At 64.5% G+C, this 25,894-nt stretch carries 23 protein-coding genes; 6 read left to right on the top strand and 17 right to left on the bottom strand.

Annotation, left to right across the window (positions count from 1 at the left end):
- Positions 1–154 precede the first annotated feature (154 nt).
- The 4 genes from AC3WJM_RS21530 (at position 155) to AC3WJM_RS21515 (ending at position 5,118) form a co-directional block, all read left to right on the top strand.
- Positions 155–2,326 carry an amylo-alpha-1,6-glucosidase gene (locus tag AC3WJM_RS21530; RefSeq protein WP_492272890.1) on the top strand — a complete coding sequence of 724 codons (2,172 nt, stop codon included), beginning with the start codon at positions 155–157 and terminating at the stop codon, positions 2,324–2,326.
- 12 nt (positions 2,327–2,338) lie between these two features.
- Positions 2,339–3,349 carry a glycosyltransferase gene (locus AC3WJM_RS21525; RefSeq protein ID WP_441432645.1) on the top strand — a complete coding sequence of 337 codons (1,011 nt, stop codon included), beginning with the start codon at positions 2,339–2,341 and terminating at the stop codon, positions 3,347–3,349.
- A 104-nt stretch (positions 3,350–3,453) separates the two neighbouring features.
- Entirely contained in the window at positions 3,454–4,299 is an 846-nt protein-coding gene (locus tag AC3WJM_RS21520) for a phosphatase PAP2 family protein (protein WP_492272889.1), read from the top strand.
- Positions 4,300–4,323: 24 nt separating this feature from the next.
- On the top strand, positions 4,324–5,118 hold the full coding sequence (locus AC3WJM_RS21515; RefSeq protein WP_492272888.1) for an alpha/beta fold hydrolase: 795 nt from the start codon (positions 4,324–4,326) through the stop codon (positions 5,116–5,118).
- A gap of 15 nt (positions 5,119–5,133) precedes the next feature.
- Here the strand turns inward: AC3WJM_RS21515 and AC3WJM_RS21510 are convergent, their stop codons facing one another.
- The 15 genes from AC3WJM_RS21510 to AC3WJM_RS21440 form a co-directional block, all read right to left on the bottom strand.
- A complete protein-coding gene (locus tag AC3WJM_RS21510; RefSeq protein WP_492272887.1) occupies positions 5,134–6,411 on the bottom strand; it encodes an acyltransferase family protein in 1,278 nt (425 codons plus the stop codon).
- 177 nt (positions 6,412–6,588) lie between these two features.
- Complete coding sequence (locus AC3WJM_RS21505; protein ID WP_284990940.1) at positions 6,589–7,809, bottom strand: MFS transporter; 1,221 nt, start codon at positions 7,807–7,809, stop codon at positions 6,589–6,591.
- Between the two features lie 128 nt (positions 7,810–7,937).
- Positions 7,938–8,990 (bottom strand): hypothetical protein, encoded by a 1,053-nt coding sequence (locus AC3WJM_RS21500; protein ID WP_492272886.1) that lies wholly within the window; start codon positions 8,988–8,990, stop codon positions 7,938–7,940.
- 74 nt (positions 8,991–9,064) lie between these two features.
- The gene (locus tag AC3WJM_RS21495; RefSeq protein WP_306959064.1) at positions 9,065–9,961 is read right to left on the bottom strand and encodes a glycoside hydrolase family 25 domain-containing protein; all 897 of its coding nucleotides are present in this window, start codon (positions 9,959–9,961) and stop codon (positions 9,065–9,067) included.
- A 369-nt stretch (positions 9,962–10,330) separates the two neighbouring features.
- Complete coding sequence (locus AC3WJM_RS21490; protein WP_306959326.1) at positions 10,331–11,620, bottom strand: MinD/ParA family ATP-binding protein; 1,290 nt, start codon at positions 11,618–11,620, stop codon at positions 10,331–10,333.
- A gap of 143 nt (positions 11,621–11,763) precedes the next feature.
- A complete protein-coding gene (locus AC3WJM_RS21485; RefSeq protein WP_113990515.1) occupies positions 11,764–12,360 on the bottom strand; it encodes a P-loop nucleotide/nucleoside kinase family protein in 597 nt (198 codons plus the stop codon).
- Positions 12,361–12,464: 104 nt separating this feature from the next.
- A complete protein-coding gene (locus AC3WJM_RS21480) occupies positions 12,465–13,760 on the bottom strand; it encodes an MFS transporter (RefSeq protein WP_492272885.1) in 1,296 nt (431 codons plus the stop codon).
- Between the two features lie 97 nt (positions 13,761–13,857).
- Positions 13,858–14,505 (bottom strand): bifunctional 4-hydroxy-2-oxoglutarate aldolase/2-dehydro-3-deoxy-phosphogluconate aldolase, encoded by a 648-nt coding sequence (locus AC3WJM_RS21475; RefSeq protein WP_059387220.1) that lies wholly within the window; start codon positions 14,503–14,505, stop codon positions 13,858–13,860.
- 54 nt (positions 14,506–14,559) lie between these two features.
- Positions 14,560–15,090 (bottom strand): DinB family protein, encoded by a 531-nt coding sequence (locus AC3WJM_RS21470; RefSeq protein WP_059387219.1) that lies wholly within the window; start codon positions 15,088–15,090, stop codon positions 14,560–14,562.
- A 145-nt stretch (positions 15,091–15,235) separates the two neighbouring features.
- The gene (locus AC3WJM_RS21465; RefSeq protein ID WP_059387218.1) at positions 15,236–15,577 is read right to left on the bottom strand and encodes a DUF5655 domain-containing protein; all 342 of its coding nucleotides are present in this window, start codon (positions 15,575–15,577) and stop codon (positions 15,236–15,238) included.
- A gap of 177 nt (positions 15,578–15,754) precedes the next feature.
- Entirely contained in the window at positions 15,755–16,177 is a 423-nt protein-coding gene (locus AC3WJM_RS21460; protein WP_441438183.1) for an arsenate-mycothiol transferase ArsC, read from the bottom strand.
- A 38-nt stretch (positions 16,178–16,215) separates the two neighbouring features.
- Positions 16,216–17,592 carry an FAD-dependent oxidoreductase gene (locus AC3WJM_RS21455; protein ID WP_492272884.1) on the bottom strand — a complete coding sequence of 459 codons (1,377 nt, stop codon included), beginning with the start codon at positions 17,590–17,592 and terminating at the stop codon, positions 16,216–16,218.
- Between the two features lie 38 nt (positions 17,593–17,630).
- Complete coding sequence (locus AC3WJM_RS21450) at positions 17,631–18,050, bottom strand: arsenate reductase ArsC (protein WP_492272883.1); 420 nt, start codon at positions 18,048–18,050, stop codon at positions 17,631–17,633.
- A complete protein-coding gene (locus AC3WJM_RS21445; RefSeq protein WP_492272882.1) occupies positions 18,047–18,760 on the bottom strand; it encodes an aquaporin in 714 nt (237 codons plus the stop codon). Before AC3WJM_RS21445 ends, AC3WJM_RS21450 begins: the two co-directional genes overlap by 4 nt.
- Positions 18,757–19,107 (bottom strand): metalloregulator ArsR/SmtB family transcription factor, encoded by a 351-nt coding sequence (locus tag AC3WJM_RS21440; protein WP_492272881.1) that lies wholly within the window; start codon positions 19,105–19,107, stop codon positions 18,757–18,759. Before AC3WJM_RS21440 ends, AC3WJM_RS21445 begins: the two co-directional genes overlap by 4 nt.
- 158 nt (positions 19,108–19,265) lie before the next feature.
- Between AC3WJM_RS21440 and AC3WJM_RS21435 the strand changes: the two genes are divergently transcribed.
- Positions 19,266–20,078 carry a DeoR/GlpR family DNA-binding transcription regulator gene (locus AC3WJM_RS21435; protein WP_441438185.1) on the top strand — a complete coding sequence of 271 codons (813 nt, stop codon included), beginning with the start codon at positions 19,266–19,268 and terminating at the stop codon, positions 20,076–20,078.
- Here AC3WJM_RS21435 and AC3WJM_RS21430 read toward each other — a convergent pair.
- Together AC3WJM_RS21430 and AC3WJM_RS21425 are read right to left on the bottom strand one after the other, a co-directional pair.
- Complete coding sequence (locus tag AC3WJM_RS21430) at positions 20,075–21,565, bottom strand: SDR family oxidoreductase (protein ID WP_492272880.1); 1,491 nt, start codon at positions 21,563–21,565, stop codon at positions 20,075–20,077. The genes AC3WJM_RS21435 and AC3WJM_RS21430 overlap by 4 nt on opposite strands.
- Positions 21,566–21,643: 78 nt before the next feature.
- On the bottom strand, positions 21,644–23,980 hold the full coding sequence (locus tag AC3WJM_RS21425) for a glycosyltransferase family 2 protein (protein ID WP_492272879.1): 2,337 nt from the start codon (positions 23,978–23,980) through the stop codon (positions 21,644–21,646).
- 218 nt (positions 23,981–24,198) lie between these two features.
- Between AC3WJM_RS21425 and AC3WJM_RS21420 the strand changes: the two genes are divergently transcribed.
- Positions 24,199–25,764 carry a chitinase gene (locus AC3WJM_RS21420; RefSeq protein ID WP_307053632.1) on the top strand — a complete coding sequence of 522 codons (1,566 nt, stop codon included), beginning with the start codon at positions 24,199–24,201 and terminating at the stop codon, positions 25,762–25,764.
- Positions 25,765–25,894: the final 130 nt, after the last annotated feature.

Here is a 25,894-nt window from a genome sequence, read left to right as displayed (position 1 = left end):
ATATCCGAGCGAGCGTCCACCCAAGAGCCCCCATATCCGAGCGAGCGTCCACCCAAGAGCCCCCATATCTGCAGGAGGGTTCACTTCCGAAGACGCGGCGAATACGCTGAAGCAAGCTGCCCCATTCCCCCGTCCCTAGCTTTGGAGCCCATTAATGACAGGTTGGAATGCCGAGAACCTCGCAGGTTCGGCCGGCGCAGGTGCCGTGACACTTTTGGCAGGAACATCGTTTTGCGTCTCGGCGGCCAACGGCGATATGGACCAACTGCGCCCGCACGGGATGTTCTTCCGCGACACACGGTTCGTTTCGAACTGGGCGTTGGAGGTGAACGGCCACCCCATCGAGGCCTTGGGTTCCCCTGTCCCGGAGCCCTATCGCGCCGATTTCGTCGGCCGAGCGTCTCGCACCGATGGCTTGGCAGACAGCCATCTCCTGATCGAGCGCCGGCGGAGCCTGTTCGGCGGGGTGCACGAAGAGATTACGATCAGGAATTTTTCCAGCAAGCCCACCCACGCCACGGTTTCACTCACGGTCAATGCGGACTTTGCGGACATCTTCGAAGTGAAGGAAGGCCGGGCACGCCACGAGAGCGTGCATTTGACGCGGGCCAGTGACGGTTCGTTAGTCCTCGAGTCCCAGCGGGAGGGGCGGCACGTACTTGTCACCATTGACGCACCGAATGCCGAGGTTGACGGAGACGTCGTCAGCTACGACATCTCTCTTGAGCCCCAAGGCCATTGGTCCACGGGTGTGACGGCCACGCCCCGCATCGACGGAGTTGGACCCGAGGCGGACGCCCAGGTTTGGGGGAACCAGCGCGCCTACGATCTTCCCGAAGAAAGGCTTCAGGAGTGGCACGGCAGGGTTCCCATAACGGAGCTTGCCAACCAGGCCTTCGACAAAGCATTGGCCCGGAGCAGGGAAGACCTCGGTTCCCTCAGGATCTTCGACCCCGACCATCCCGGACGGACGGTGGTGGCCGCAGGATCGCCTTGGTTCATGGCGCTTTTCGGCCGGGACTCCCTCCTGACGTCCTTCATGACCCTTCCACTGGACCCGTCCCTGGCGTTGGGAACGCTCAAAACCTTGGCCGACCATCAGGGCCGGACCGTCAATCCGCTCAGCGAAGAGGAGCCGGGCCGGATCCTGCATGAGGTGCGCCTGGGCGCCACGACAGGCCTCGCGCTTGGCGGCGGCAGTGCGTACTACGGTTCAGTGGATGCCACCCCGTTGTTCGTCACGCTCGCGGGGGAGCTCACCCGCTGGGGGTTCCATTCCGAGGTCTCGGAGTCCCTTCTGCCGGCGGTGGACCGGGCCCTTGACTGGATCCGCGACTACGGAGACGCCGACGGCGACGGGTTCGTTGAGTACTCGCGGGCCACGGACCATGGCCTCCTCAATCAAGGCTGGAAGGACTCCGGGGACGGGATCAATTTCGCCGACGGCACATTGGCGGAGCCGCCGATCGCCTTGTGCGAAGTCCAAGGCTACGTCTACACCGCCTATCTCAGCCGGGCCTTGATGGCCCAGGAGGAGGGCGACCTGAAGCTGGCTGCGGTGTGGGGCGCGCGGGCGGCCGAACTCAAGCGAAAGTTCAACGAGCAATTCTGGCTCCCAGAACGCGGCTATTTCGCCATCGCCCTCGATCGCGACAAGCGGCCGGTAGACGCCTGCGCATCCAATATGGGTCACTGCCTGTGGAGCGGGGTCGTCGACGACGACAAGGCTCGGTTAGTCGCGGAGCGGCTCATGTCGGACACAATGTACACGGGCTGGGGCGTCCGGACGTTGGCCTCGGACATGGCGGCCTACAACCCGGCGAGCTACCACAACGGCTCGGTGTGGCCGCATGACAATGCCCTCATTGCGGGCGGATTGATGCGCTACGGCTTCGTCGAGGAGTCCCAGCGCCTCGTCACGGGCCTACTCGATGCGGCAGAGGCGTTCGACGGACGGCTACCGGAGTTGTTCTGCGGCCTGGACAGGAAAACCTACGGGACGCCCGTCCCCTACCCTTCGTCCTGTTCGCCGCAAGCGTGGGCCGCTGCCACACCTGTTCACTTGCTGCGCGTATTGCTCCGTTTCGATCCTTGCCTCACTCACGGCGGCCTCTGGCTGGCACCAGTGGTTCCCGAAGGCTTCGGCCGGATCAAAATGCGGAACATCCCGCTTGCCGGCTCCCGGATCTCCGTGGAGGTGGTCAACGGAGAAACACGGGTCACGGACCTGCCCGAGGATGTCGCGCTGCACCGCGAAGCCCGCAAGCCGTTGTCCGATCTCTTGGATGTCCACCACGTCACCTCTGGTCTGCGGCGGGGGCACTAGGTGCGCATCGGCTTGGTTGCGCCGCCTTGGATTCCAGTCCCGCCGCCTGCATACGGGGGGACGGAGTCGATCATCGATATCCTCGCTCGCGGCCTGGTGGCCGCGGGCCACGATGTGCTCCTCGCCGCGGCGTCCGGAAGCACGTGTCCAGTGGACAAGGTCCCCGGCCCGCCGCTTGCCGACGGCTCCCGGATAGGGAACGGGACGGACGAGCTCCGCCACAGCGTGTACGCCTTCGCGGCCATGCACGACGTCGACCTCATCCACGACAACACCTTGGCGGGGCCGCTGTACCGGCATCGGCCGGAGGGAACGCCCATCGTCGCAACGGCGCACCTTCCGTTTTCAGAAGAAAACCATGACATTTACCAGGCCATGGCCACAGACACCGCGATCATTGCCATCTCGCACCATCAAGCGGAAACTGCCCCCGGAATCAAGATAAGGAGGGTCATCCACCACGGCATCGACACGCAATCCGTCCCGCTCGGAGCCGGCGACGGCGGCTACGCCAGCTTCCTCGGCCGGATGCATCCCGGAAAGGGCCTGCCGGAAGCAATAGAGACCGCCCGCCTGGCCCAGGTACCGCTGCGAATTGCGGCCAAGATGTACAGCGCGGAAGAACATGAGTACTACGCCGCGGTCATCGCGCCGCTGCTGGGGCCCGACGTCGAATACCTCGGCGAGCTGAACGCTGCGGACAAGTTCGTCCTCCTGGGCGGGTCCGTGGCCTTGCTGAATCCGCTTCAGTGGGATGAACCTTTCGGCATGGCCATGATCGAGTCCCTCGCCGCCGGGACTCCGGTGGTGGCAACATTCCGCGGATCCGCCCCGGAAATCGTCTCCGAGGGCGTCACGGGCTACCTTCGTCCCAGCCCCCCGGAGCTGGCCGAGGCAGTCATCGCCGCCGCCGCGCTGGATCGCGCCGAGTGCCGCCACGCCGCGGAAAACTACTTCAGTGCCGAGCGCATGGTCGCCGAACACTTGACGCTCTACGAGGAGCTCCTCGCCGAGCAAAAGTGATCCTCCCAGCCAAATATGACACCCTGAAAGCAATGAGTTTTCCTAAGACGAGCCGGCTGCCGGCCACACGTGGAACCGCTACCAGGCGCTGGCCGGGCGCTGGGATGGGCTTGCTTTTTGTGCTCGCAACCCTGGCATGCATGGCCGCATTCGTTGCCACCTACTACTTTTTTGTTCGCACCACCACCGGACAGTACATCGACGAATCCGCCCTGGTGGAGGCCGCGACCATCAACGGTCCCACCGAGCGGGCGACCACCCAGTTCCTCGATTGGCTGCCGGTCACCTCGGTGGCGATTGCCGCCGTCGTCGTTCTTTTCGTCACCTTAATGCGCCGTCGCTGGAAGTCCGCCGGGATCGCGGTGGCCGCATGTGTCGCGGCAAACCTGGCCACCCAGCTCCTCAAGGACTGGTTCCCGAACAGGCCGTTCCGCGGCGTCCAGACCATTGAACTGAACTCGCTGCCCTCCGGTCACACCACGCTCGCGGCGTCTGCGGCTGCCGCGGTGTTCCTGGTGGTGTCGCCGCGCTGGCGGCCCCTGGCGGGGTTCCTCGGTGGCACTTTCGCGGTGGCGGCCGGAGTTTCCACCTTGATCAACCAGTGGCACAGGCCCGCCGACGTCGTCGCCGCGTTCCTCGTGGTCGGAGCGGTCATGCTGCCGGCCGGCTGGCTGGTGCTGCGCACGGGAAAGCGCTGGAACGTCCAGGACGGCCGCGGTGACCATTGGGCGTCGTCGCGTTTGTGGCTTTCGCTGTCGACCCTCGCGGGCGTGGTGGCCGCGGCCGTTGCGGTGTACTCGCTGATCGGAATCGCGAGCGGTTTCGGGCAGGAGAGCACCACCCACTACTTCTGGGCCGGGGTCTCCTTGATTGTCATCACCGGTTATCTGGCGACGGTCGCGGCCACTTGGCTATTTGGTCTGAATGCCCGACGGCAGCAGTCACCTTAGTGCGGCGAGGCGTACCCTGATGCTATGGGCGCCGAAGTCCTGGATCTCAGGCTCACCACGGATATTCGGGTTCCGTGTTTGGTCCATGGCGACGCCGATGCGAAGCCGGTGTTGCTTCTGCACGCCTGGGGCGAATCCCGCCGTAGTTTCGACCGCCTTGTACCCCTGCTGACGGACTTCAGGGTCTACGCGCCCGACCTCCGCGGGCAGGGCGACGCGGAGAAGCCAGAGCACGGCTATTCGCTGGCGGAGCAGGCCGAGGACGCCGCAGCCATCCTGGATGCGCTCGGTGTGCACAGGGCGTCCGTTCTTGGTTCCTCGAGCGGCGGCTACGTGGCCCAGCAGTTAGCCATCGCGTACCCTGGTCGCGTCGCGGCGCTCGTGCTGGTTGGCTCTCCGCTGAGCCTTCGGGGCCGGACTGCTTTCGCCGATGAAGTCGCCACTCTGCAGGACCCAGTCGACGAGAACTGGGTCCGGAATTCCTTGGCTTGGTTCCCACTGCTGCATGCGGTTCCCACTTGGTTTATCGAGGACCGGGTGCGCGACGGACTCAGGATGCCCGCGCATGCGTGGAAGCTCATCCTCAATGGCTTGCGTACGGCAACTCCGCCCACCGAGTTCGGAACCATTCTCGCGCCCACCCTGATCCTGTGGGGCGCGCATGACGGTGTGTTGCCTCGAAGGCACCAAGGGGCCTTGGCGGCGCGAATATCAGGCGCCGTGTTGAAGGTCTATCCCGGGGTAGGGCATCTGGTCTTGTGGGAGTGTCCGGACCAGGTGGCAGCGGACACCATCGCGTTCCTCAGTTCGCTCGGCTGAGGTTCACGCACGGCATCACGCCCCCGGCTTCGCGGCACCGACCTTCGGCACCAATGCGCGCAACCGGAGTCGGGCCGGTTCCTCGACATACTTGTACAGCAGGTGGGTGGCCAAGGCAATCCCGAGCAAGCATGCCACCCCGAGCTCGTTCTCCGCCACAGGTCCGGCGCCGTTCGGCCAGTCCCTGATGAGCCAGTAGAAGAGGTAGATGAAGAACATGTGGACCAAGTAGAGGCTGTAGGAGCTGTGCCCGCCATACTGCAGCCACCGGGCGGACAATGCCGAGCGGAGCCAGCCGCGGGTCAGGCTAAGCAGGGCAATGAGCAACGGGAAGGCAAGCACGGCCAGCCGTCCCGGACCCGGTTTACCTGCCGTGGCCAGAAAGACGACGACGGCGGTTCCGGTCAGCAGGGCGCCCGGACCGGCCAGGGCAGCATTGAATTTCATACGGTCCGCATTCCGTGCGGCGATGCAAGCGAAGGCTCCGGCAATGAAGCAGCATGCGATCCGCAGCAGCCATTCGTAAGGCTGATGCTCATCCGTGGCGATGGGCAAGTCCGGACCCCAGACGGCCGTCGGCAGGAGAACGAGCACAGAGGCGGCCAGCGCCGCGAGCGGATGGAGACGGCGTAGTCGGAACAGGACCAGCGCCAGCAGCGGAAATGCCAAGTAGGCCAGCCACTCGGCACTTACCGTCCATCCGGGCCCGAACCAACTGGCGCCGTCGGTACCCGGCTGGAACCAGAGATGCATCATCAGCAGCTGCTTGGCGAGACCCCACGGCGACAGGTCGGGAGACTCGGTCTGGAGGGACCATTCCCGCACGGATTCCTGCGCGCTCCCGTACACCAACCAAAGGCCCAACACGCCCACCACCAGCGCGAACGCGGGCCACATCCGGGCGAACCGGGCCCAGACAAAGTCCGCTGAAGCTCGCCAGCTGAACCGTGGGCCGAGTCGGTCCAGGTACGTGTAGGTGATGATGAAGCCGCTGAGAACAAAGAACACGTCCACACCGAGGTCGCCGTTGGCAATGATGGGTCGGAACAGCTCGTAGACGGGGGCAAGGAAGGTGTGCTGCATGGCTTGAAGGTGGAAGAACACCACCCACAGAGCGGCAACAAAACGCAGTGCGGTGAGCGTCGCCAGATCAGGCCGGGACTGCTTTGCGTCGCTCTTCGGCAGGCGATTCTGTGCCCCTGAACCAAGCGACGGGGCGCCGTCTTTGGCGGGATTCCCAGGGGTCGGATTCGCAGTGGGGGCACGATGCGGAGGCGCGATGACTGAGAACATCCAATTCACCATACCGGAGCCACCTGACCGGAATCTGGGAGCCGCATACCCACACCGCCGGTGGTGGCTCGCAAAGCGAGGGGTCTGGGCCAACGCCTCCGGCGAGGGAGCCGGTGGGTGGGCCCACAGCCGCGGGGTTCCCTGGCTGAGCTTGCGAAGCTAGGGGGCGGCTGGGGACTAGTAGTTCCTGCGGTGCTTGAGTTTCGGGAGCGCGACGGCGAATACCGCCGCCGCGGCCACGCCCAGGAAGCCGGTGGCCCAGACGCCCGCCGCGAGCGATACTGCGGCAGTGAGCGCCGAGAGCAGCACTGGCCCGCCCGTGGCACCGGCGTCGGAAATGAACCTCCACAGGCCGAGGAATTGCCCGCGGCCCTTCTCCGGGGAAAAGTCGGCGCCGAGAGTCATGATGAGTCCCGAGCTGATGCCGTTGCCGAAGCCGATCAGGAGCGAGGCCAGCAGGAGCCCCACGAACTCGGCGGAGGACGGCATCAGGAACAACGCCGCGCCCATGATGAGGGTGGACGGCACCGCGACCCACATGCGCCCCTTGCGGTCCATGAGCTTGCCGGCCGGATAGAACACCAGCATGTCGATCGCGCCGGACAAGCCGTAGATCAGAGACGCGTGTGTCGCGTCCAATCCCAGGTGGTCCGCCCACAACGGGATGACAACTTGGCGTGAGGCCCGCAGGGCGCTGAGCAGCAGGATCCCGGTCCCGATCGTGAGGAACACGCCCGCATGGGAAACCGCAACACCACGGAGGGTAGGCTCCGGACCCTTGCGGCCGCCGTCGACGTCGTCCGGCAAGACGAGATCCGGGATGGTGAGGGACAACACCGCGGCGGCCGCCATGCCCACCACGCCAACCCAATACGCCCCGCTGATGCCGGCGAACTGCATCACGGCCGCACCGACGAACGGGCCGATGAACACGCCGATCCGGGTCACTCCGCCCAACGTCGAGAGCGCGCGGGCCCGGTAAATCACGGGGACGGCTTCCGTGAGGTACTTCTGGCGCGCGAGGTTGAAGACGCTCGTGGACATCCCGACGACGGTCATCGCCGCGGCGAGCAGCCAGATTCCGTTGTGCGCAAGGAGCGGCGCGAATCCTGCGGCCAACAAGGCCAACGCTCCGGCGGCGCCTGCAGCCACGATGGCCCATCGTTCGCCGAATTTAATGGTGATGAGCGACGCGGGCAGGTTGAAGAACCAGGATCCCAGCCCGATCAGGGTGACCACCAACGCGGACACAGCCACGGACGCACCCAGGTCGCGGGCGGACAAGGCCACCACCGGAAGCACTGCGCCTTCGCCGATACAGAACAGCAGGGCGGGCCCAAAGGCGGGCAACGCGATGCTGCGGAGATTGAAGGGTTGAACGGTGCTGGTTGTCGTCATCCCTTTCATCCTAGGCCGCCACTCCATTTGCGACGCGCGAAATACCTGTCGCGCACGGAATTCCGGCAGCGCCAGGCATTTAGCGCTGCGTCAGGCATTTAGCGCTGCGCCAGGCATTCCGCGCAGCGTCAGGCATTTCGCGCAGCGTCAGGCATTCCGCGCGGACGACGCCGGGGCACGCCTGCCGCTGCCAGCTTCCGTTCTAACACGCCGGGCGCCATGAGTTCCGCCCACACCCAACGGACGACGCCGCACCCCGTGGCACGGATCCGGTCTTCGCGCAGCTTCTCCTCGACGACGGCTTGAGCGGGGGTCCGTCCCTTGAGGAATTCCGGTTTCAGGTACTTGTCGATGCCGTCAAACTCCCCGGCCACCCGCACACCCTTCCAATAGAAGTCCGAAAAGCCCACCAGGCCCGCTTCGTCGCGGAATTCGCGTTGAAGAACCGGGGCCTCAAAGCCGCCGACATGCATCAAGGCGCGGCTGTAGGATTCCCCCGCGGATCCGGACAGGGGATCTGCGAATTCGACCGCCGTTTGGATTCTCCGGATGGCCGCCGCCGTGTAAATTCCGTCCGCTCCTGCCAGAAGCGCCTCTTTCGTGATAGCAGGCAATCCCCGTTTCCGGTCGGATTTGAGCACGTGATCCAAGGGAGCGACGGCTTCGACGAACGGGGTGAACGCTGCCAGATCCAGTACGGTGCGAACCCTGTCAGTCACCAGGAGTCCCTCGCGGCGACATACGTTGAGGCCGGAGGGGTCCGCGTAGTGGCGGGTTATCCCGGCCCGCGAGCGGCCGCCGTCGTTCCTCAGGGTCACGGCCTGCACCGGATGATGCAGGCCGATGGTGGGGATCCCCCATACTGACGCCGCCGAGTGCCTGGCGAAAATGGTCCGCGCTCTGGAGGTTTCGGCCGCCGCGCTGATCTGGACACGGTATTGTTCCCACGGCTTCAGCGCTGCCCACGCGTGGCCGTCGACGTACACGCCTTGGCGGACGCGATGCAAGGCACCCGTTTTGGCGCTGCGGGCGAGTTCCTTGAGGGTCGTTCCGTGAAAAAGGTGATCTCGGCTGAGTATCAGGCGTGGCAAGCGGGTCATGCCTAAGAACCTGCCACGGGGATTGAGGCCCGCGACAGCACCGAATTCCCCCATGTGGACAACTCCAGTGCTCTCCGACACGGTCTTTTCCCTGCGCCCCCGGAATTCCGCCCGCGTCAGGAATTTAGCGCAGCGCAGGGCACGAAGCGCAGCGACTACTTCAGGAAGCTGGCGTTGAACGAGTTCAGGTCCACGTTGATGCCGTTCAGGGTATGTTCGAACTTCTGCTGGATGCCGACGCGCATGGTGCCGGCCGTGTTCCAGCCGCCGTACTGCACGGGGTTCGGTGCCAGGTAGTTGGGGACCCAGCTGGCGTAGTTGAGATTGCTCGTGTCGGTATCCCACAGGGGCACGTCCGCAAATGCGGTGCTGTTGCCCATCAACCCGGGCCACATGCCGCTGCCGCTGTAGATCACGGGCCGAACGCCGAGGCTCCGCACGCCATCCACCATGGCCCGCGTCACCAGGGATCCACCGGGTTCGATGTCCAGGGCGAAGAACTGCAATTGGGACATGTACGGACCGGCCGCTTTGATCCCGTTCGACCAGCACGACGCGTCACGCGTGTAGACCGCGATCTTGAGGCCGGCGTCGAGCGCCATCTTCAATTGGGCCTGGGTCTGCTGCCACGGAGTGCACGTGCCCCAGACGGTGGAGTGCATCACGTAGAGACGGAAGCCCTCGGCGTAGGCCTGGCGGAACCAGTTGGGGTCGGTGATGGCCGCGGTGGTGTCGAGCACCTTGACGGAGCCGCCCTGGTCGGTTTGGGGTACAGCGTCCGCTTGGGGTACGGCGGCAGCCTGGGGCACGACGACGGCGGGTGCGGGAGCGGCGGCAGGCTGCGGAACGGCGGGCGGTGCTGGAGTGGGGGCAGCGGGCGGTGCTGGAGCTGGCGTCGCGAGCGGGGCCACCTCAGCGGCGGGTGCGGCATTCGCGATTGGTGCGGCGCCGGCGTCGGGCGCTGTGTTGGCGGAAGGCCGAGCGCCCGTGGCACCCGTCACTCCGAGGAGAAGCACGGCAGCGAACATCAAGGCAAGTTTTTTGGGAATCAAAAGAGGCTCCTGGGTGCTGGCCTCGGGTTCAGAGACGGGCGCAGCAGGGTGTCATGAAGGCACGGAATTGGGTGCACCATGCCCGGGCCCAGTTCCCGGTCATGGCGAGGTCGCCCCGCAAAGCGAATGACGTCCAGGTGCAACTTTAGGGAAATCCCGGCGGAAGCGACAATTTGCAATCCGCGTAGTAGTCGAGTAAGAACCCGCTCTTACCCGGGCAAAACCAAGTAGTAATAGAGTGTCGCGGGCGTCACGCTAGGCAATAACTAAGTAGCCCCACCCAACTGACTCGCAGTTAATGTCGTTTTGAGCGCTCAAAACGACATCTAATGCGAGCTAGTTGGGCGGGGCCGCCGAAAAGGGGAGGCGCTACACGTACCCATCCACGATCGCGGCCGCGATCTCTTTGTACGCACGCCGGGTGTCGGGGCGCAGGACGTCCAGGGTGACCAGGTCGCCGTCGGCCACTCCCCTGTCGTGCGGCACGGCAATCAACTGGCGGCAGATCCCGGCGAGGTGTTCCTCGATGGCATCCTTGTCCACGCGGGACGACACCTCGTCCTTGTCCGTGATCACCACGATCGCGTTGCGCGCGAGGTCCTCGTAGCCGTGGCTCGCAAGCCACTGAAGGGTGCTGCGGGCACGCTTGGCACCGCTCACGGCGTAGCCGGCGGCGATGATGAGGTTGTCGGCCGATTGCAGGATGCCGCTCATGGCATTGTGCGTGACGCCGGTACCGCAATCGGTCAGCGCGATGGAGTAGTAGCCCGAGATCAGCTGGCGGATCCGCAAGTATTCCTCGGCGGTCAGCGAATCCGAAACTTCAGGGTCCTGTTCACCGGCGATCAGGTGCAGTCGGCCGGCATGGTGCATGTACCGGGCCAGCGCCGTGAGCGAATCGACGTTGTCCACGTTCTTGAGCAGGTCCGTGATGGTGCGCGGCGTGGCCTTTTGGTAGATGCCCTCGCCCAGCGCACGCTCCACGAGGTCGCCGGAATCGGGGTTCGCGTCGATGGCGCAGGGCGGGTCGCCGCGGAATTCCGCCAGGGTGAGGCCCACGCCGACCGTCGTCGAGGTCTTGCCGATCCCGCCCTTGAGGCTCAGCACGGCGGTGTTGTAGCTGCCTTGAAGCTGGCGGGAAATGCGCCGCGCGAGCTCGTCCTCTTCACGCTGCTTGGCGCTGGGACCGAGGTTCCACGCGCCGCCGGTCAGCCTGTAGAGCATGCCGCGGAAGCCACCGATGGGACGCGGTTTCTGTTCCCTCACGAAGGAACCCGGGGACGAGATGAAGTCTGAAATCGGAGCATTGGCGGCTGCGGCCCGTCCGGCTCGAGCGGATGCCGGGGAGTCAGCGCCCGACGCCGGTGCTGCCGCCGTCGGGATCTCGCGGCGCGGTTCCTCACGGCTCGCGTCACCGCTGGCCGGGTCGGTGACCGCTCCGGTGGATGCGTCGGCTGCGGCTGCCGCTTCGGCCCACGATCTGCTTTGCAGCGGGGCAGGCGTGGATGCGGGTGCGTCGGAATCGTTCGGCGTGATGATCGGCATGGTTCCTGTCCAGGGGTCACCCTCTTCGCGACGGCGATCGCGGCGTCGACGAAGCTCGGGCTGCCCTTCGATAGATGCAGCGGCGCTGGCTTCGTTCTCCACGGAATCCGGCATGGTCTTGTCCCCTAGGATTCGCAGCGTTGTGCGCCGCGGCTCTCGTTTGAATTGCTTCAACCAGCAATTCTAGGTGGAGACGGTCACAAACCCGTCATAGCGGGCGTGCCGCGCAGTTCGGACATTCGTTTTTTGGCGGTCGCTCAAGCCGGCGGGTCGGACGTCGGAACACCGCCGATGCCGAACACAACGTCAAGAAGCCCGACGTCGATCGCGTCGCCGCTGTTGTCGAGTTCGACGTGGCGGGCACCTTTCCACTCACAGGCGTTGACCTGGGATGCGGCCCAGAATTGTTCCCAGTTATTGAGCTTCCATTCGTCGCGCTCATATCCCCGGGCTACAAGGCGCGCCCTGACAGCCTCCCCATCGGTTCGCACATGCACCACGATCAGTTCGGCCTCGGGCCAATGATGCTCCCGCCCGGCGTTGATGAGGTAGTCCGGATCGGCGAAGAACTTGCCAAAGGGTGCGTCCAGGACCACGGAGCGGCCGACGCTCAGGTTGTCACGGGTGAGGTCCAAAATGGACGCGTACTCCAGCGGCAGGATGGCCCGCTGGTAGAACTCATTATTATCGCGCTCGTTCGGATCGGAGCCGTCGAGTGTCAACAGCAGCTCCGTGAATCGCTTGGTGGCGGTGTCCTTGTCGATGTAAGCGGCACCGTGGTGTTCGGCGAGGAGCTTGCTGACGCTCGACTTGCCGGAGCCCGCCGGCCCGATCACAAAAAATACCTGCGGCATGGTTGTCTTCAACTGTCTGTTCTGCATTGAACCCTGGATCAAATTCTTTCAGTCAAGGGCTGTGGCGGGTAGGCATTGCTGCCGTCCCCGCCACAGCGCCGAGGCTAGGCCGTAACTGTGGCCCGGCGGTCCTTGACGAAGAAACCGTAGGAGAGTGCGCCCACCACCAGCAAGACTCCGCCGATCAGGAAGACCAGGGTGTAGTTGCCGCCGGTTTCGGTAAGGATGAAGCCAGTGACGATCGGAGCGAGTGCCGCACCGAGGAAGCCGCCGAAGTTCTGGATGGCGCCCAAGGAAGCCACCTGGGAGGGTTCTGCGATGTCCGCTGCCAGCGTCCAGAGGACACCGATCGGCACTTGGGCGGCGAAGTAACCGACAGAGAGCAGGACGATAGCCAGTGCGGAGTTATCAACATAGGCAACGGGCAGGACGGCTGCGGCGGCGAGGAGCGCGCCTCCGACGATCGGGAGCTTGCGGGCGGTGACGGTAGGAATGCCGCGGCGGATGGCCCTGCTGGAGATCACGCCGCCGGTCAGCACACCAATGATGCCGCAGAGGAACGGCAGGGCCGCGAGCCAGCCACTCTGGCTGAGGCTGAAGCCACGGGCGGTCTGCAGGTAGCTCGGCAACCAGGTGAGGTAGACCCACACTGTGTAGAAGATGCCGAACGCGCCCAGGACCATGAACCAGGTGTTCTTCTGCTTGAGCAGTTCGCCCCAACCGGCCTGCTTTTCCCTGGGCTTCGACTGCTCTTCGAACTCGGCACCCTTGATGAGGAACTGTTCCTTGAGCGTGGGGTCACGGTAGACGCGGAGCCACACGAGGGCGACGATCACGCCGAGTGCGCCGATGACGATGAACATGCCGCGCCAGCTCATGGTCAGCAACAGGAAGGTCAGCAGCGGAGGGGCGATGGCGTTGGCAATCTGCGAGCCGGTGTTGACGATCGAGACCGGCAGGGCGCGCTCGGTCTTGTTGAACCAACGGTCGGCGACCTTCAGCCCGGAAGTGAAGAATGGGGATTCCGAAATACCCAAGGCCACACGGGCGGCGTACAGGAAGCCGAAGGAATTGGCGAGGGCGGAGAGCATCGAGATGATGGACCAGAGTCCGGCGGCCCAGGCGAACATGCGCTTGGGACCATACTTGTCCACAAGGTAGCCGGCAGGCAGGTTGGCAATAGCGTACGGCCACGAGAACGCCGAAAGCAGCAACCCCATCTGAAGGGCGTTAAGGCCGAATTCCTTGGCAATCGTGGTGTTCGCGATGCTCAGGTTGTTTCGGTCCAGGTAATTCACGATCCCGCCGATGACCAGCAGAGCTACCAGGTACCACCTGATTCTCACGCGCCTCAGGGGCTTGGTATCCGTGGCCTCTATATCTGCTGATGCTTGGCTCATGCAGCTCACTCCTTTGTGTTCTGACCGACAGTCTTTGTCGGGTTGTGCTTTCGCCGGCTCCTGCCGGATTTGCTTGCCGGCTAGCGCCGGGCTTCGGTTAGCGCCGGGCTTCGTCGATCGCTGTGAGGAAGGTCTGCGCAGCGCGGGCGACTAGTCCGTAGTCGCCGTCGTTCCGGGCCGCCTTTGTCACAAAACTTCCCACGCCGACGGCGGTCACACCCGCGCCGAACCAGGCGCCGACATTCGCGGGCGTAACTCCGCCGGAAGGCATGATGGGTGCCTGCGGCAGGGGCGCCAGGATGGTCTTGACATATGAGGGCCCGCCCAGCTCAGCGGGGAACAGCTTGATGATGTCAGCCCCGGCTTCGAGGGTGTTGACGACCTCCGTGGGGGTGAACGCTCCGCTGGCAGTGACGGCTTGGTAGCGGTTTCCTGCAGCGATCATCTTCGGATTGAACTGCGGGCTGACCAACAGCCGGGCGCCCGCAGAGATGCTCGCAAAAGCAGCTTCTGCGTCGAGCACGGTACCGGCGCCGATCACGATGCCTTGGTCCCCGTATTTGTCGGCAAGCCGCTCGATGACTCCCAGGGCACCGGGAACAGTCAACGGGACCTCCACTGCACGGATGCCGCCCTCGATGGCCGCTTCAGATACACGGTAGGCCTCGTCGGCACTGTCCAGGCGGGCAATCAGCAAGGCGCCGGTGCGGACGATGGTCTCTAGTACTTCAAATTTGGTTAACATTGATTAAGAGATTACCCCAAATATTCACAAATCGGAACAGTCTGTGAAAACTTGTTAAAACTCCGGCGGCCGGAGGCTCAGCTGCTGCGCATGGAAGTCGAAATGCCGGGTGGCATAGGCATAGGTGTCCGCGAGCGTCATGTCAGCTGTGAAGAAGGGGTCCCACCGGGTCGGGAAAGGCATCGATCTGGCCAGGGAGTCCGGGCTTTCGCGTTCGAGGCGGTGCGCCAGTACCGTGATCGTCTTTTCGAGTTTCCGGCCCATCCGGTGCCGGTCATAGACCGTGGCGGCCGCCCGGGAACCCCAATAGTTCACCCAGTCGAACGGGCCGGTTCCCGCGTTCAAAGCGGCGGCGAACCCCCTGCCCCAGGATCGGGGCAGGCGACTCATGACGCGGACCAAGGGCAAGAGGGACCGGACGATCATGTATCCGAAGACCATGTGGAAAAGCAGTTCCTCGTTGGTCCAGCGGGTCCCGTTGCTCTTGCGCTTCAAATCCGATGGCGTCGCGTTCGCCAGCCAACTTTTCAGCTGAAGGCAGGCACGCCCGTATTCGGCGACGGTTGCTTCCCGGCCCGGATCCATGGCTCAAGTGTCCCGCAATCGACCGCCGAAGGAACGCCGATCGTGTCAAGTTTTTCGGCCCGGGCGGGCCGGCCAAATCTGGTCCGGTGGGGCAGGGCCCGCGAAAGCTTCATGCCCTCGGAAACGAACCTGCGTTCATCCTGTTTCAGACAGTGAGGGCATATCCTTCGCGGATCCAGGCCAGCATCTCAGCATCAAGCTCTGAAGGGTCCTTCAGGAGGACTTCGTTATGCCACCGGTTAGCAGATACACGCTCGGCGCGGTGCACACGATCAGATTCGAGTTGCCGGTCCAAAACAATGTTGACCAGAATCCCGCCTCGCCGGGGATGGATCCCCAGAAACGCGCGCCCGTGAGCGACATGGAACGACGAGGCGTTCTCCTGCAGCTCACACCCGTCAAGCGCAGAAATCTGATCGAGGAGGGCACCGTAAACGCCCGAGGAAACGGGATCGCCATCAATGCGTTCTCTTGCAGTACGTGCCATTCAGCCAGCATAAGGCGAAGGCTTGTCTCCGAGCCTTCGCTTGGACCCGGTTTAGTCGGGATTTCACGGAAAGCGCCTCGGGCCCCGCTTGTGACTATCAAGGAGTTGACCGGTTGAGGCCGTGTGCGAGGCGGAGGAGCCTGTCCCGTAATCGGCGGCCGAAGAAACGCCGGGGGCCTAGTTTTCCACGAGTTCGGCGTAGAGCTTGTGGACGCGGTCCTTGATGTCGTCACGGACCAGGCGCATGCGGTCCATGCCTTCTATTCCGCGAGCGGAGGGCTCGTCGGTTTCCCAGGTCAGGACGCGGGCCGTGCCGTGGCGTTCGAGTTTGGCTTCGGTGCCCAGGACAACCACGACGTCGGCGGCGTCCAGCACCTCGTTCGTGACCGGTTTGGGGTGCTCGCCGGTGACGTCGATGCCGAGTTCGCTCAGGGACTCCACGGATTCGGGATTCAGTGCCTCGCATGGGTTGGTGCCCGCGGAATGAACCGCGACAGCGTCTCCGGCAAGGTCACGCATGAGCCCGGCGGCTAACTGGGACTTTCCGCCGTTCCTGCTGCAGACGAACAGGACGCTCGGGGTCTTGATTGACTCGATCATGCTTGTGATTCTTGCATCTGAGATCGCCGATTCTTGCATCAGGCTGCGCCCGAGCGTCCGTGGGTCAGCCCGGTGGGGAACCCGACGAGGACCAGCTCGGGAGCCGCGCAGCAGCCGGCGTCCTCCGATGATGCAATCTCCTGGGCGGGGACGTCGCAGCTGGCACCGGCATCCGTGGAGCACACCCCGGTTTCGGGCAGTTCAAGCTGGACGGTGTCAGCGGCTGTCTGGTCTCCGGCGAGGGCGGCAGCAACGGAGCGGACCTGTTCGTAACCGGTGGCCAGCAGGAAGGTCGGGGCCCGGCCGTAGGACTTCATGCCCACGATGTAAAAGTCCTTCTCGGGGTGCGCCAGAAGCCTCGCGCCGTGCGGAGGCACCGTGCCGCAAGAATGGAATTCAGGATCGATCAGCGGGCCGAGCCTTGTAGGTGCTTCAATGGCGGGGTCAAGGTTGAGTCGGAGTTCGCGGAGCATGTCCAGGTCGGGGCGGAAGCCGGTGCAAGGCACGACGACGTCCGCGTCGAGCGTGCGGCCATCGGCGGCTTCGACACTCACATGGGTATCCAGGGATTTCAAGGTGCGGATGCCGAAGCCGGTGTGCAGTTCGATGGGGCCGGCCTCGACCAAGCGGCGGAGCCGGGATCCGAGCTGCCCGCGGGCGGGAAGACCGTCAGCGTCGCCGCCACCATAGACCTTCTCCGCGGAGGCGCCCCGGACCGCCCAGAGGATCGTGGTTCCGGGTTCTTCCTTGGCGAGGTCCGCGAGGTTGATCAGGGTGTTCGCGGCCGAGTGCCCTGCCCCCACCACGAGGACGCGGCGGCGGGCGAAGGCGGCGCGGTCCCGGCCCATTACGTCAGGAAGGGGCGAGGAGATCCGCTCAGCAGCCGCGTTCTCGCCGATGGCGGGCAGGCCGGAGGTGCCGAGCGGATTGCGGGTGGACCAGGTTCCTGAAGCGTCAATGACGGCTGCCGCGGTGTGGTCGCGGATTTCGCCGTCCTCGTGCTCGACCCGCACAACGAACGGCGTGGTGTCACGGTCCCTGACGTGGGTCTTGTCCAGGCCTGCACGGGTGACCGCCACAACTCGGGCACCCGTCTGGAGGCGGGAGCCGATGGCAGGAAGGGCGGCCAAAGGTGCAAGGTAATTGTCGATGAGCTCCCCGCCATACGGGAGTGCGGTGGGGCGCGGTGCCTCCCACCCGGATGCATCGAGCAGGCGGAGGGAAGCGGCGTCGAGGTTGAACCGCCAGGGTGAGAACAAGCGGATGTGGCGCCATTGTTCGATCGCGTCCCCCGCCGTCGGGCCTGCTTCGAAGACCACCGGTTCCAAGCCACGTTCAAGGAGGTGCGCAGCGGCGGCCAGGCCGATAGGTCCGGCGCCGATCACTGCAATGGGAAGGTTCTTCACTGAATCCATGCTGCCCTCGGTTTGTCCAGTTCTCCCTGCGTTCCGCGCTACGCAGCAGGGCTAAGGGATGCGATCAAGCCCTCGATGCGGGTCTTGATCTCGTCGCGGATCGGCCGGACGGCTTCAATCCCCTGGCCGGCCGGATCTTCGAGGACCCAATCCTCGTAGCGCTTGCCCGGGAAGTACGGGCATTCGTCGCCGCAGCCCATGGTGATGACGACGTCGGATTCCTTGACGGCCTCTGTGGTGAGGATCTTGGGGATTTCGGCGGACATGTCGATGCCAAGTTCGGCCATTGCTTCGACGGCGGCCGGGTTGACCTTGTCTGCGGGCTGGGAACCCGCCGAGCGGACCTCGATCCGGCCCTCGCTAAGGGTGGTGAGGAAGGCCGCGGCCATCTGGGAACGGCCGGCGTTATGCACACACACGAAGAGGACGGAGGGTTTCTTGACGGTTTCAGCGCTCATGAGAGGACCTTTCGATCGGGTGCGGGAGCTGACAGAGACGAAGGCAACGCGGGAACGCGTGGGTACAGGGCACGGATCAGGAAGAACCCTGCGGCGCCGCCCAACAACTGCGCGAGGATGAACGCCGGAGCGGAGGCCGGGGCTATGCCGGCGAAGGTGTCGGTAATGGTCCGGGCCACGGTCACGGCGGGATTCGCGAAGCTGGTGGAGCTGGTGAACCAGTAGGCGGCCGTGATGTAGCCGCCGACTGCAAACGCCACGCGCTCAGGGCGTCCGGAGCGGATGGTGCCGAAGATGACCAAGAGCAGGCCTATGGTCGCGATGACTTCGCCGAGCCACAGCCCTCCCCCGGCGCGTTCGTGCGTGGAGAGCGTCACGGCGTCGAGGCCGAACATCAGGTTGGCCAGCACTGTCCCGGCGAGGCCTCCTACGAACTGTGCGGCGATCAGTGCAAGCGCAATCGGCGTATCCAGGATCCCCAGGGCGCGCTCCACCAAAGTGACCACCGGGTTGAAGGATGCCGAGACCGGCTGCAGCGCCAGGATCAACGCCACGAGCGCGGCGCCCGTGGCGACGCTGTTCTGCAGGAGCTCCAGTCCGACGTCGTTCGGGGACAGTCGCGAGGCCATGACGCCGGACCCCACCACGGCCATGACCAGGAAGGCAGTTCCTACGAACTCCGCTACGGCCCGCCGTGTCAGAACGCTCACTGGCTTTGTCCCCCGATCAAGGCCGCCAGGCCGGACAGCGCGTCGGTGCGGGCGCGGTAGTGGACCCAGACTCCCCGCTTTTCGCGTTCCAGGAGACCCGCTTCGTGCAGGACTTTCAGGTGGTGGCTGATGGTCGGCTGTGACAGCTCAAACGCGTCGTTCAGATCGCACACGCAGGCTTCGCCGCCCTCATGGGACGCCACGAGGGACATCAGCCGCAGCCGTACCGGATCGGCCAGCGCTTTCAGCAGCGGAACGATTCCTTCGGCTTCGGATTCAGACAAGGGCTCCCGGGACAGCGGCGAGCAACACGCCACCGCCTCGACGGGCGTCAACTGCAAGGACATAGACACACGTAAATATTCACATCTGTCGATGTTTAAGGCAAGGCCGTTTAAGGCAAGGCTGCGGCGATCAAGAAGGTTCCCGACTCCGGCGGCAAACACAAATCGGAACACTGTGTGAAAACTTGTTAAGATGGGGTTGTCACCGCGAAGGAGCAACCTTGAGTTCGTCAACATCACCTCCCCTGATCCCGGAGCAGCGCCATCAGGAGATTCTTCGCTTGCTTCGCCGCGAGGGAGTGCTGAGCATCCGCAGCCTCACGGAATCCATGAACGTCTCCCACATGACCATCCGGCGCGACATTACGGCCCTCGAAGATGCCGGTCATGTGTTGTCGGTTCAGGGAGGCGTGCGTTTGGCGGAGAGGACCAGCCAGGAACCTCCACGGGAGCGGGAATCACGGGCTCAGCTAGAGCTGCCTCGGAAAAAAGCAATCGCCGAGCTTGCGTCCCAGTTCGTTGAGGATGACATGGTCTTGTTCCTCGACGCCGGTACAACTTGCCAGTCCGTGGTCCCCTATCTCGGTGCCCGGAAGAACATCACCGTGGTCACCAACGATTTTTACGTGGTCACGTCGTTATTCGCATACCCCAACGTTGAGACCATCCATACCGGCGGTGTGGTGGATGCTTCCAGCGCTTCAAGCTCAGGCCGCATGGCAGCCGACGCCATCAAGCACATCAACATCGATCTGTTCTTCATGAGCACCGGCGCATGGAGCCTCTCTCGCGGCGTCACTACGCCGTCCATGGACAAGGTGGAAATGAAACTGGCCGCTCTTGAGGCAGCGTCGCGCTGCTTCCTTCTGGCGGACAGCACCAAGTTCGGAACCTTTGCGAAGTTCCGGGTCGCGCCGATCGAGCAACTGGACGCCATCGTCACCGACGATGAACTGGAGCGGGACACCCGGGATAACATCCAAGAATTGGGCGTCACGGTGTACGTCGCGGCAGCGAACGGTTCCGGCCGCTAAGGCAAGGCCGGATCGTCGTTCGCCATCGACGCCGCCGCTGCCGTAATTCGGTTGGCCATTCCCTTGAAGATGACGCCGTGGAAGGGCAGCACTGCAAGCCAGTACAAGCGTCCGCCCAGGCCTTTGGGGAAGAAGATCGCCCTTTGTTGGTAGAGCGCCCCGCCTTCGGCTTCTTCGGCGCGCATTTCCAGCCAGGCCCGCCCGGGGACCTTCATTTCCGCGCGGAGGCGCAACAGCGAGCCGCGGTCGATCTGCTCCACGCGCCAGAAGTCCAGCGCGTCCCCCGTATTCAGGCGGGTCGGACTGAGCCGGCCGCGGCGGAGCCCGACTCCGCCCACGATCTTGTCCATCCAGCCGCGCACGGACCAGGCCAGGGGAAACGAGTACCAGCCGTTGTCCCCGCCGATGCCTTCGATGACTTGCCACAATTGTTGCGGCGTCGCCGTCGTGAGCTGCTGCTGGTTGTCCTGGTACACCAGGTGGCCGGCCCATTGCGGGTCGCTGGGAAGCGGATCACTTGGAGCACCGCGAACGGAGGAGTTCTGCCAGCTGGTTTCCACTTCCCCGGCGGCCTCCCGCGCCAATGCCAGGCGAAGCGATTCACGGTATCCAAGCAGCCCGGCTTCGGGTGGATCGATGTATTGGTGGATGTCCCGCTCCGCGACCACGCAGTTCTGCTGCAGGGATCCGATCAGCGGCACGGCCAAGGACCGGGGAATGGGGGTGACGAGGTTGACCCACTGGGATGCCAACCATGGAGTCAGGACGGGCAGTGCAATCACCGGACGACGCCGCAGCCCCGCTTCCGCGGCATAACCGTTCATCATCTCGTCGTACCGGAGGACGTCCGGGCCGCCCAGGTCGAAGGTGCGGTTGAGCGAAGCCGGGAGTCCGGCCGCCGCGACCAGGTAATAGAGCACGTCTCGGATCGCGATCGGCTGGACTTTGTTCCGCACCCATCGCGGAGCCACCATGAGGGGCAGCACCTCGGTCAGTTGCCGGATCATTTCGAACGACGCCGAACCGGAACCGATCACGACGCCGGCCTGAAGGACGATCGCGGGCACGCGCGGTTCCGCTAGGAAAATGTCGCCCACTTCCTTGCGGGATTGGAGGTGCCGGCTGAGCGTTCCTTCCGGGTGCAGTCCGCCCAGGTAGATGATCCGTCCGGCGCCAGCGTCGGCTGCCGCACGTGCTACGTTGCCGGCGCAGAGCCGTTCGGTCTGTTCAAAAGACCGCTGGCCGGATGGACCCATCGAGTGCACCAGGTAGTAAATGACGTCGGCCCCGGTAAAAGCCTCCCGCAAGGAGTCGACATCCTCGAGGTCGCCAATCATTACGTTCACACGGTCCGCCCAGGGGACGTCCCTGAGCTTGTTCGCATGGCGCACCAGGACGCGGACGTCGTAACCGGCGTCGAGCAAGCGGGGAACGAGCCGTCCGCCGATATAGCCGGTGGATCCCAATACCACTGCAAGTGGATTCATTGTGCCCCTTCCGAATGACCTTGCGGAGCTGGATGCCTTTACGGAGCCGGAACGCCGACGCCCTATGCCAGCGTAGCCCTACACCGATCCGGCCCGTTTCCGGCGGTCGTTCTTGCCGCGGAGGTCCCGGTTCAGGCGGCGGTCGCCGTGGTAGAGCAGCGACTCCCAGTCGACCTGTTCCGGGGTTTTGGGAATGATGGCCGGCGGCAGCGCCTTCGGCTTCTTGGGCTCGACGTACAGCCAGTTCAGCACGCCAAGGTACAGGTCCACTCCGGAGTTGGCCAGTCCGATATAGGCCCGGATCGCGCCGGCGGCCATGATGGCGTTGAAGGCGGCGAATGCGGCGTTGCCCCAGTTTCCAAGTTGCCAGTTGCGCCAGACGGTCAACAAGGAGAACGCGACGATCAAGTACGGAGCCAGGACGTAGAGGGCCGGGGCCGCGGTGCGGTCCTTGACCTTCGGGGTGCGGACGAACGGGATCTTGTCTCCTGTGAGGGCCTGCTGGAGGGACTTCAGGACGCCGGCAAGATTGACCGGCAGCAGCACCAGGTTGAAGCCGTAGATCCGGAAGATGTCGCTGAACCGGTGGCCGCAGTCCCGCAGGTCGCTGCCCATCGCCAGGAAATAGGGCAGCGCGGCAAGGAAGACCAAGGGGCTGAGGAGGCGGCTGTCGTAGGGGTACGCGAGGAGGAACAGCAGCCCGAAGCTGGCCCAGGTGATGGAGGCCATGTAGTTGACCCGCAACAGGATCTCGCGGAAGAGGACAGGCCGGGCCTGACCACGGCGCTTGCGGATCTGTTCCCAGAGTTTGGGAAGGATCAGCAGGCCGCCGTTGGCCCAGCGCCGTCGCTGCACCACGAGCGATCCGAAGTCCGGCGGCGTGGCGCTGTAGCTGAGCCTCTCCGGGTAGTTGGCCAGGGTCCAGCCGTGCTTGCCAAGGTCCACGCTGGACTCGGTGTCTTCGATGACCGTGCGGTCCTGGATGTAGGTCCTGACTTCAAAGCCACCCACCGTCGAGATCTCGACGATGTCTTCCAGTGCGCGTTTGCGGATCACGGCGTTCGCTCCCACCCAGAACGTGGCGCCGTATTGGGTCATGCCTTGGTGCTGGATGTGCTGGATGTCCGTGGTGGCGCCGGCGATGCGCTCGATCCGGGTCGGTGCCCCGCGGAAGGAGGAATACGGGGTCTGGGTGACGGCTACCTTTTCATTGCCCGAGGATTCGAGAAGATGAACTAGGCGGAGGCAGTAGTCGCGCAGCAGCATCGAGTCGGCGTCCAGCGTCAGGACGTAGGTGGTGTCCGGGACGGACAGCACATCGCCGTCGTCGACTCCTGCGGGCCGCAAGACGGTGCCGTCCGCCGCCTGTTCCGGGTGCCACGTCCCGCCCATGAGCGAGAGGTAGGCGTTCAGGTTCATGGCCTTGTTGGCCTCGTGGGAGAGGCTCGCGAATCGCTTCCGCTCGAACGTGGACACCCGGGCGTTGAAGATCCAGGTCAGCCGCGCGTACAGTTCAGCGATGCGTTCCGGGCCGGGCGAGGTCCGCTGCGCGTTCGCGGCCGTCAGGGCCAGGATGACCAGGCGCAGTTCCCGGGCCAGGCCCATGAGGACCAGATCGACGAAGAACTCGTCCACGTGGTCCTCGACGGACTCGGTCTCGGCCATAGCTTCGAGCCATTCGGCAGCGTATTGGTATTCGGCGATGAGCCGCTCAACCTCGGTGCCCGCGTCCGGTTCAGCTTCTTGATCACGACGACGACGGCGGTACCTCGCGTAGGCGCCGTTGACCCTCGCCGCTGGTTCCTTGAGGGTTTCCGTGATCTGGCCGGCGAGCGCGCGGGTGGCTTCGAGGCGGCGGAGCACGTCAGGGTCTGCAGGGAAGGGTGGGTCATCGAGGAGCAGCACGACGCTGAGGTCCGGGAATTCCTGCAGGACCGCGGACCACATGGTGCCGCGGACTACTTCCGGTTCCTCCGCATAGGAGGGAATCAGCACGGTGATGCCCTCGGAGTAGTCGAAGAAGTGCCGGTCGAGCTCCCCTCGGGGAACCCGGCGGTGGGTCCGAAAGCGGGTCAGGGCGCCTTGGCGGGCGGTGAGGTACATCAGTGCCGAGAACGTCAGGAAGGACACCACCACCAGGTAGGAGAGGGTTTCGGCGCCGAAGCGGAATCCGGCGCCGGGGTTGTCCACGAGCTGCTTGAGCACGGTCGTGATCACATAGCCGAGCCAGGCGAGGACAGTGGTGAGGACGCCGACGCGGCCGAGGACTATTTTTCGGCGCGACGGTGCTGGGTGGACGATCGAGAGCGGTTCAGAGCGTTTCTCCGCGCCCCACTGACGCTTCCGGGCTTTTGAAGACTGCCCGTCCGCGGTTCCCTGGTCATCGGGGCGTAGCAGCACGATCTGGTCCGACATGAATCCCCATTCGCCGTCCGTGCGCCCCCAGCGGACGCGCGGCACAATGCAGGCGTAATGTGACGGCCCGCACTACAGTGCGCCCCTATGATAGGCGAACGACGCGTAGTTGGGATAAGACTCGTGGAAATGCTACGCCAAGCTGCGCAGCCACCACCGGAGTGAGTTCTTTCCCGGACATCCGCGAAGTCCTATTCCAATGCTCTGGGGGTATCTCTGTGTCGAAACGCTTTCCCGGCCGCCGGCTGTCCGTCCTGCGTTTGGGCATCCTTTGCGTCATCGTGGTGGCGGCGGTCACGGCGGGCTACCTCGGACTCCGCAACGTCCAGGACGTCAGCGCCGCGGCCTCCATGCCTTCGGTGTTTTCCGGCTATGTGGACGTGACGGCGACGCCGCGGTTCGCGTTCGAAGATCCAGCCGTGCCCAGCGCGAAGGCCGTGGTGCTGTCCTTCGTCGTCGCCGATCCGAAGCGGGGCTGCGCCCCGTCCTGGGGCGCGGCGTACAGCCCCGACCAGGCAGCCTCCGACCTCGATCTGGACCGGAGGATCGCCCGGCTCCGCCAGCTTGGAGGGGCCCCGGCGGTTTCCTTCGGCGGGATGAACAACAGCGAACTCGCAGTTTCCTGCAAGGACACGAAGTCCCTGACCGACGCATACCGGCAGATCGTGGATCGCTACGACGTCGCGACGGTGGATCTCGACGTCGAAGGCGCCGCCTTGGGCGACATAGCCGCTGCCGACCGACGTGCGCAAGCCATCGCCGCCCTTCAGAAGGAACGCAAAGCCAGCGGCAAGCCCCTCGCCGTCTGGCTCACCCTTGCGGCCGACCCGGACGGCCTCACGAGCCAAGGCCAGGTCATCGTGGCGCATACCCTCGCGGGCGGCGTCGAACTGGAAGGCGTAAACATCATGACGATGGATTTCGGCGCCAGCAAGCCAGCGGCCTGGAGCATGTCCCGGGCCGCGGAATCAGCCGCGGATGCCGCCCACGGACAGCTCGCCGCCCTCTACCGCAACGCTGGAACCGACTTTGGCAGCGAAACCCTTTGGCGCAAGCTCGGCCTGACCGTCATGGTGGGCCAGAACGACATTGCCGGCGAAATATTCACGCTCGACGATGCCGCCACCATGAACAGCTTCGTCAAGGACAAGGGCCTCGGTAGGTTGTCGATGTGGTCCATGAACAGGGACCGGACGTGTAGCCCCAACTACCCGGATGTGAGCAAGGTTTCGGACGGATGCAGCGGGGTGGTCCAGGGTTCCCAACTGTTTTCCGCCACGCTTGCCAATGATGTAGGGCTGCCTACGCCGGCTGTGGCTCCATCGCCTACTGCAACTGCCTCAATCAGTGCCACGCCCACCACCGACGATCCCGCAACCAGCCCTTATCCGGTGTGGAGCAGCTACGCCGCCTACACCGCGGCGGACAGGGTGGTGTGGCACGGCAGCGTCTACGAGGCAAAATGGTGGACCCGCGCCGACGTCCCGGACAACCCCGTTCTGCAGGGCGGTGCCACCCCGTGGAAACTCGTGGGTCCGGTGCTGCCCGGAGACAGGCCAAGCCCCAAAACAACCGTGCCTGCGGGAACTTTCCCGGCATGGGCGCCGGAGACGATCTATCACAAGGGCGACCGCATTCTCTTCGAAGGATCCGCGTTCGAGGCCAAGTGGTGGACCCAGGGAGACAGCCCGGAAGCCGCAATCCAGGGCGCCCCGGACTCCCCCTGGGCGAAATTGACCCCGGCCCAGCTCATGTCCCCCTCGCCCACCGCTCCAGCTTCCTGAACTTAAGCGCGAACTGGCAGCAGATGCCCTCTGCGTTGCTTTTTGAGGGGATCTGCTGCCTGTTCGCGGTGGGGTTTCGATGGGAAGGCCCTCCGCCGTCGTTTGCATGGGGGGCTCGACGGCGGAGGGC

The organism is Arthrobacter sp. FW306-1B-G06A (genome assembly GCF_058781765.1).
The sequence above is the reverse complement of the archived record's forward strand: the minus strand, read 5'-3'. Positions and strand labels throughout refer to the sequence as shown.

What these genes read in the sequence shown, in the direction of transcription:
- AC3WJM_RS21530 (WP_492272890.1), top strand. Translation starts at nt 155, where the DNA reads ATGACAGGTTGGAATGCCGAGAACCTCGCAGGTTCGGCCGGCGCAGGT.
- AC3WJM_RS21520 (WP_492272889.1), top strand. Translation starts at nt 3,454, where the DNA reads ATGGGCTTGCTTTTTGTGCTCGCAACCCTGGCATGCATGGCCGCATTC.
- AC3WJM_RS21515 (WP_492272888.1), top strand. Translation starts at nt 4,324, where the DNA reads ATGGGCGCCGAAGTCCTGGATCTCAGGCTCACCACGGATATTCGGGTT.
- AC3WJM_RS21510 (WP_492272887.1), bottom strand. Translation starts at nt 6,411, where the DNA reads ATGTTCTCAGTCATCGCGCCTCCGCATCGTGCCCCCACTGCGAATCCG.
- AC3WJM_RS21505 (WP_284990940.1), bottom strand. Translation starts at nt 7,809, where the DNA reads ATGACGACAACCAGCACCGTTCAACCCTTCAATCTCCGCAGCATCGCG.
- AC3WJM_RS21490 (WP_306959326.1), bottom strand. Translation starts at nt 11,620, where the DNA reads ATGCCGGATTCCGTGGAGAACGAAGCCAGCGCCGCTGCATCTATCGAA.
- AC3WJM_RS21485 (WP_113990515.1), bottom strand. Translation starts at nt 12,360, where the DNA reads ATGCCGCAGGTATTTTTTGTGATCGGGCCGGCGGGCTCCGGCAAGTCG.
- AC3WJM_RS21480 (WP_492272885.1), bottom strand. Translation starts at nt 13,760, where the DNA reads ATGAGCCAAGCATCAGCAGATATAGAGGCCACGGATACCAAGCCCCTG.
- AC3WJM_RS21475 (WP_059387220.1), bottom strand. Translation starts at nt 14,505, where the DNA reads ATGTTAACCAAATTTGAAGTACTAGAGACCATCGTCCGCACCGGCGCC.
- AC3WJM_RS21470 (WP_059387219.1), bottom strand. Translation starts at nt 15,090, where the DNA reads ATGGATCCGGGCCGGGAAGCAACCGTCGCCGAATACGGGCGTGCCTGC.
- AC3WJM_RS21465 (WP_059387218.1), bottom strand. Translation starts at nt 15,577, where the DNA reads ATGGCACGTACTGCAAGAGAACGCATTGATGGCGATCCCGTTTCCTCG.
- AC3WJM_RS21460 (WP_441438183.1), bottom strand. Translation starts at nt 16,177, where the DNA reads ATGATCGAGTCAATCAAGACCCCGAGCGTCCTGTTCGTCTGCAGCAGG.
- AC3WJM_RS21455 (WP_492272884.1), bottom strand. Translation starts at nt 17,592, where the DNA reads ATGGATTCAGTGAAGAACCTTCCCATTGCAGTGATCGGCGCCGGACCT.
- AC3WJM_RS21450 (WP_492272883.1), bottom strand. Translation starts at nt 18,050, where the DNA reads ATGAGCGCTGAAACCGTCAAGAAACCCTCCGTCCTCTTCGTGTGTGTG.
- AC3WJM_RS21440 (WP_492272881.1), bottom strand. Translation starts at nt 19,107, where the DNA reads ATGTCCTTGCAGTTGACGCCCGTCGAGGCGGTGGCGTGTTGCTCGCCG.
- AC3WJM_RS21430 (WP_492272880.1), bottom strand. Translation starts at nt 21,565, where the DNA reads ATGAATCCACTTGCAGTGGTATTGGGATCCACCGGCTATATCGGCGGA.
- AC3WJM_RS21425 (WP_492272879.1), bottom strand. Translation starts at nt 23,980, where the DNA reads ATGTCGGACCAGATCGTGCTGCTACGCCCCGATGACCAGGGAACCGCG.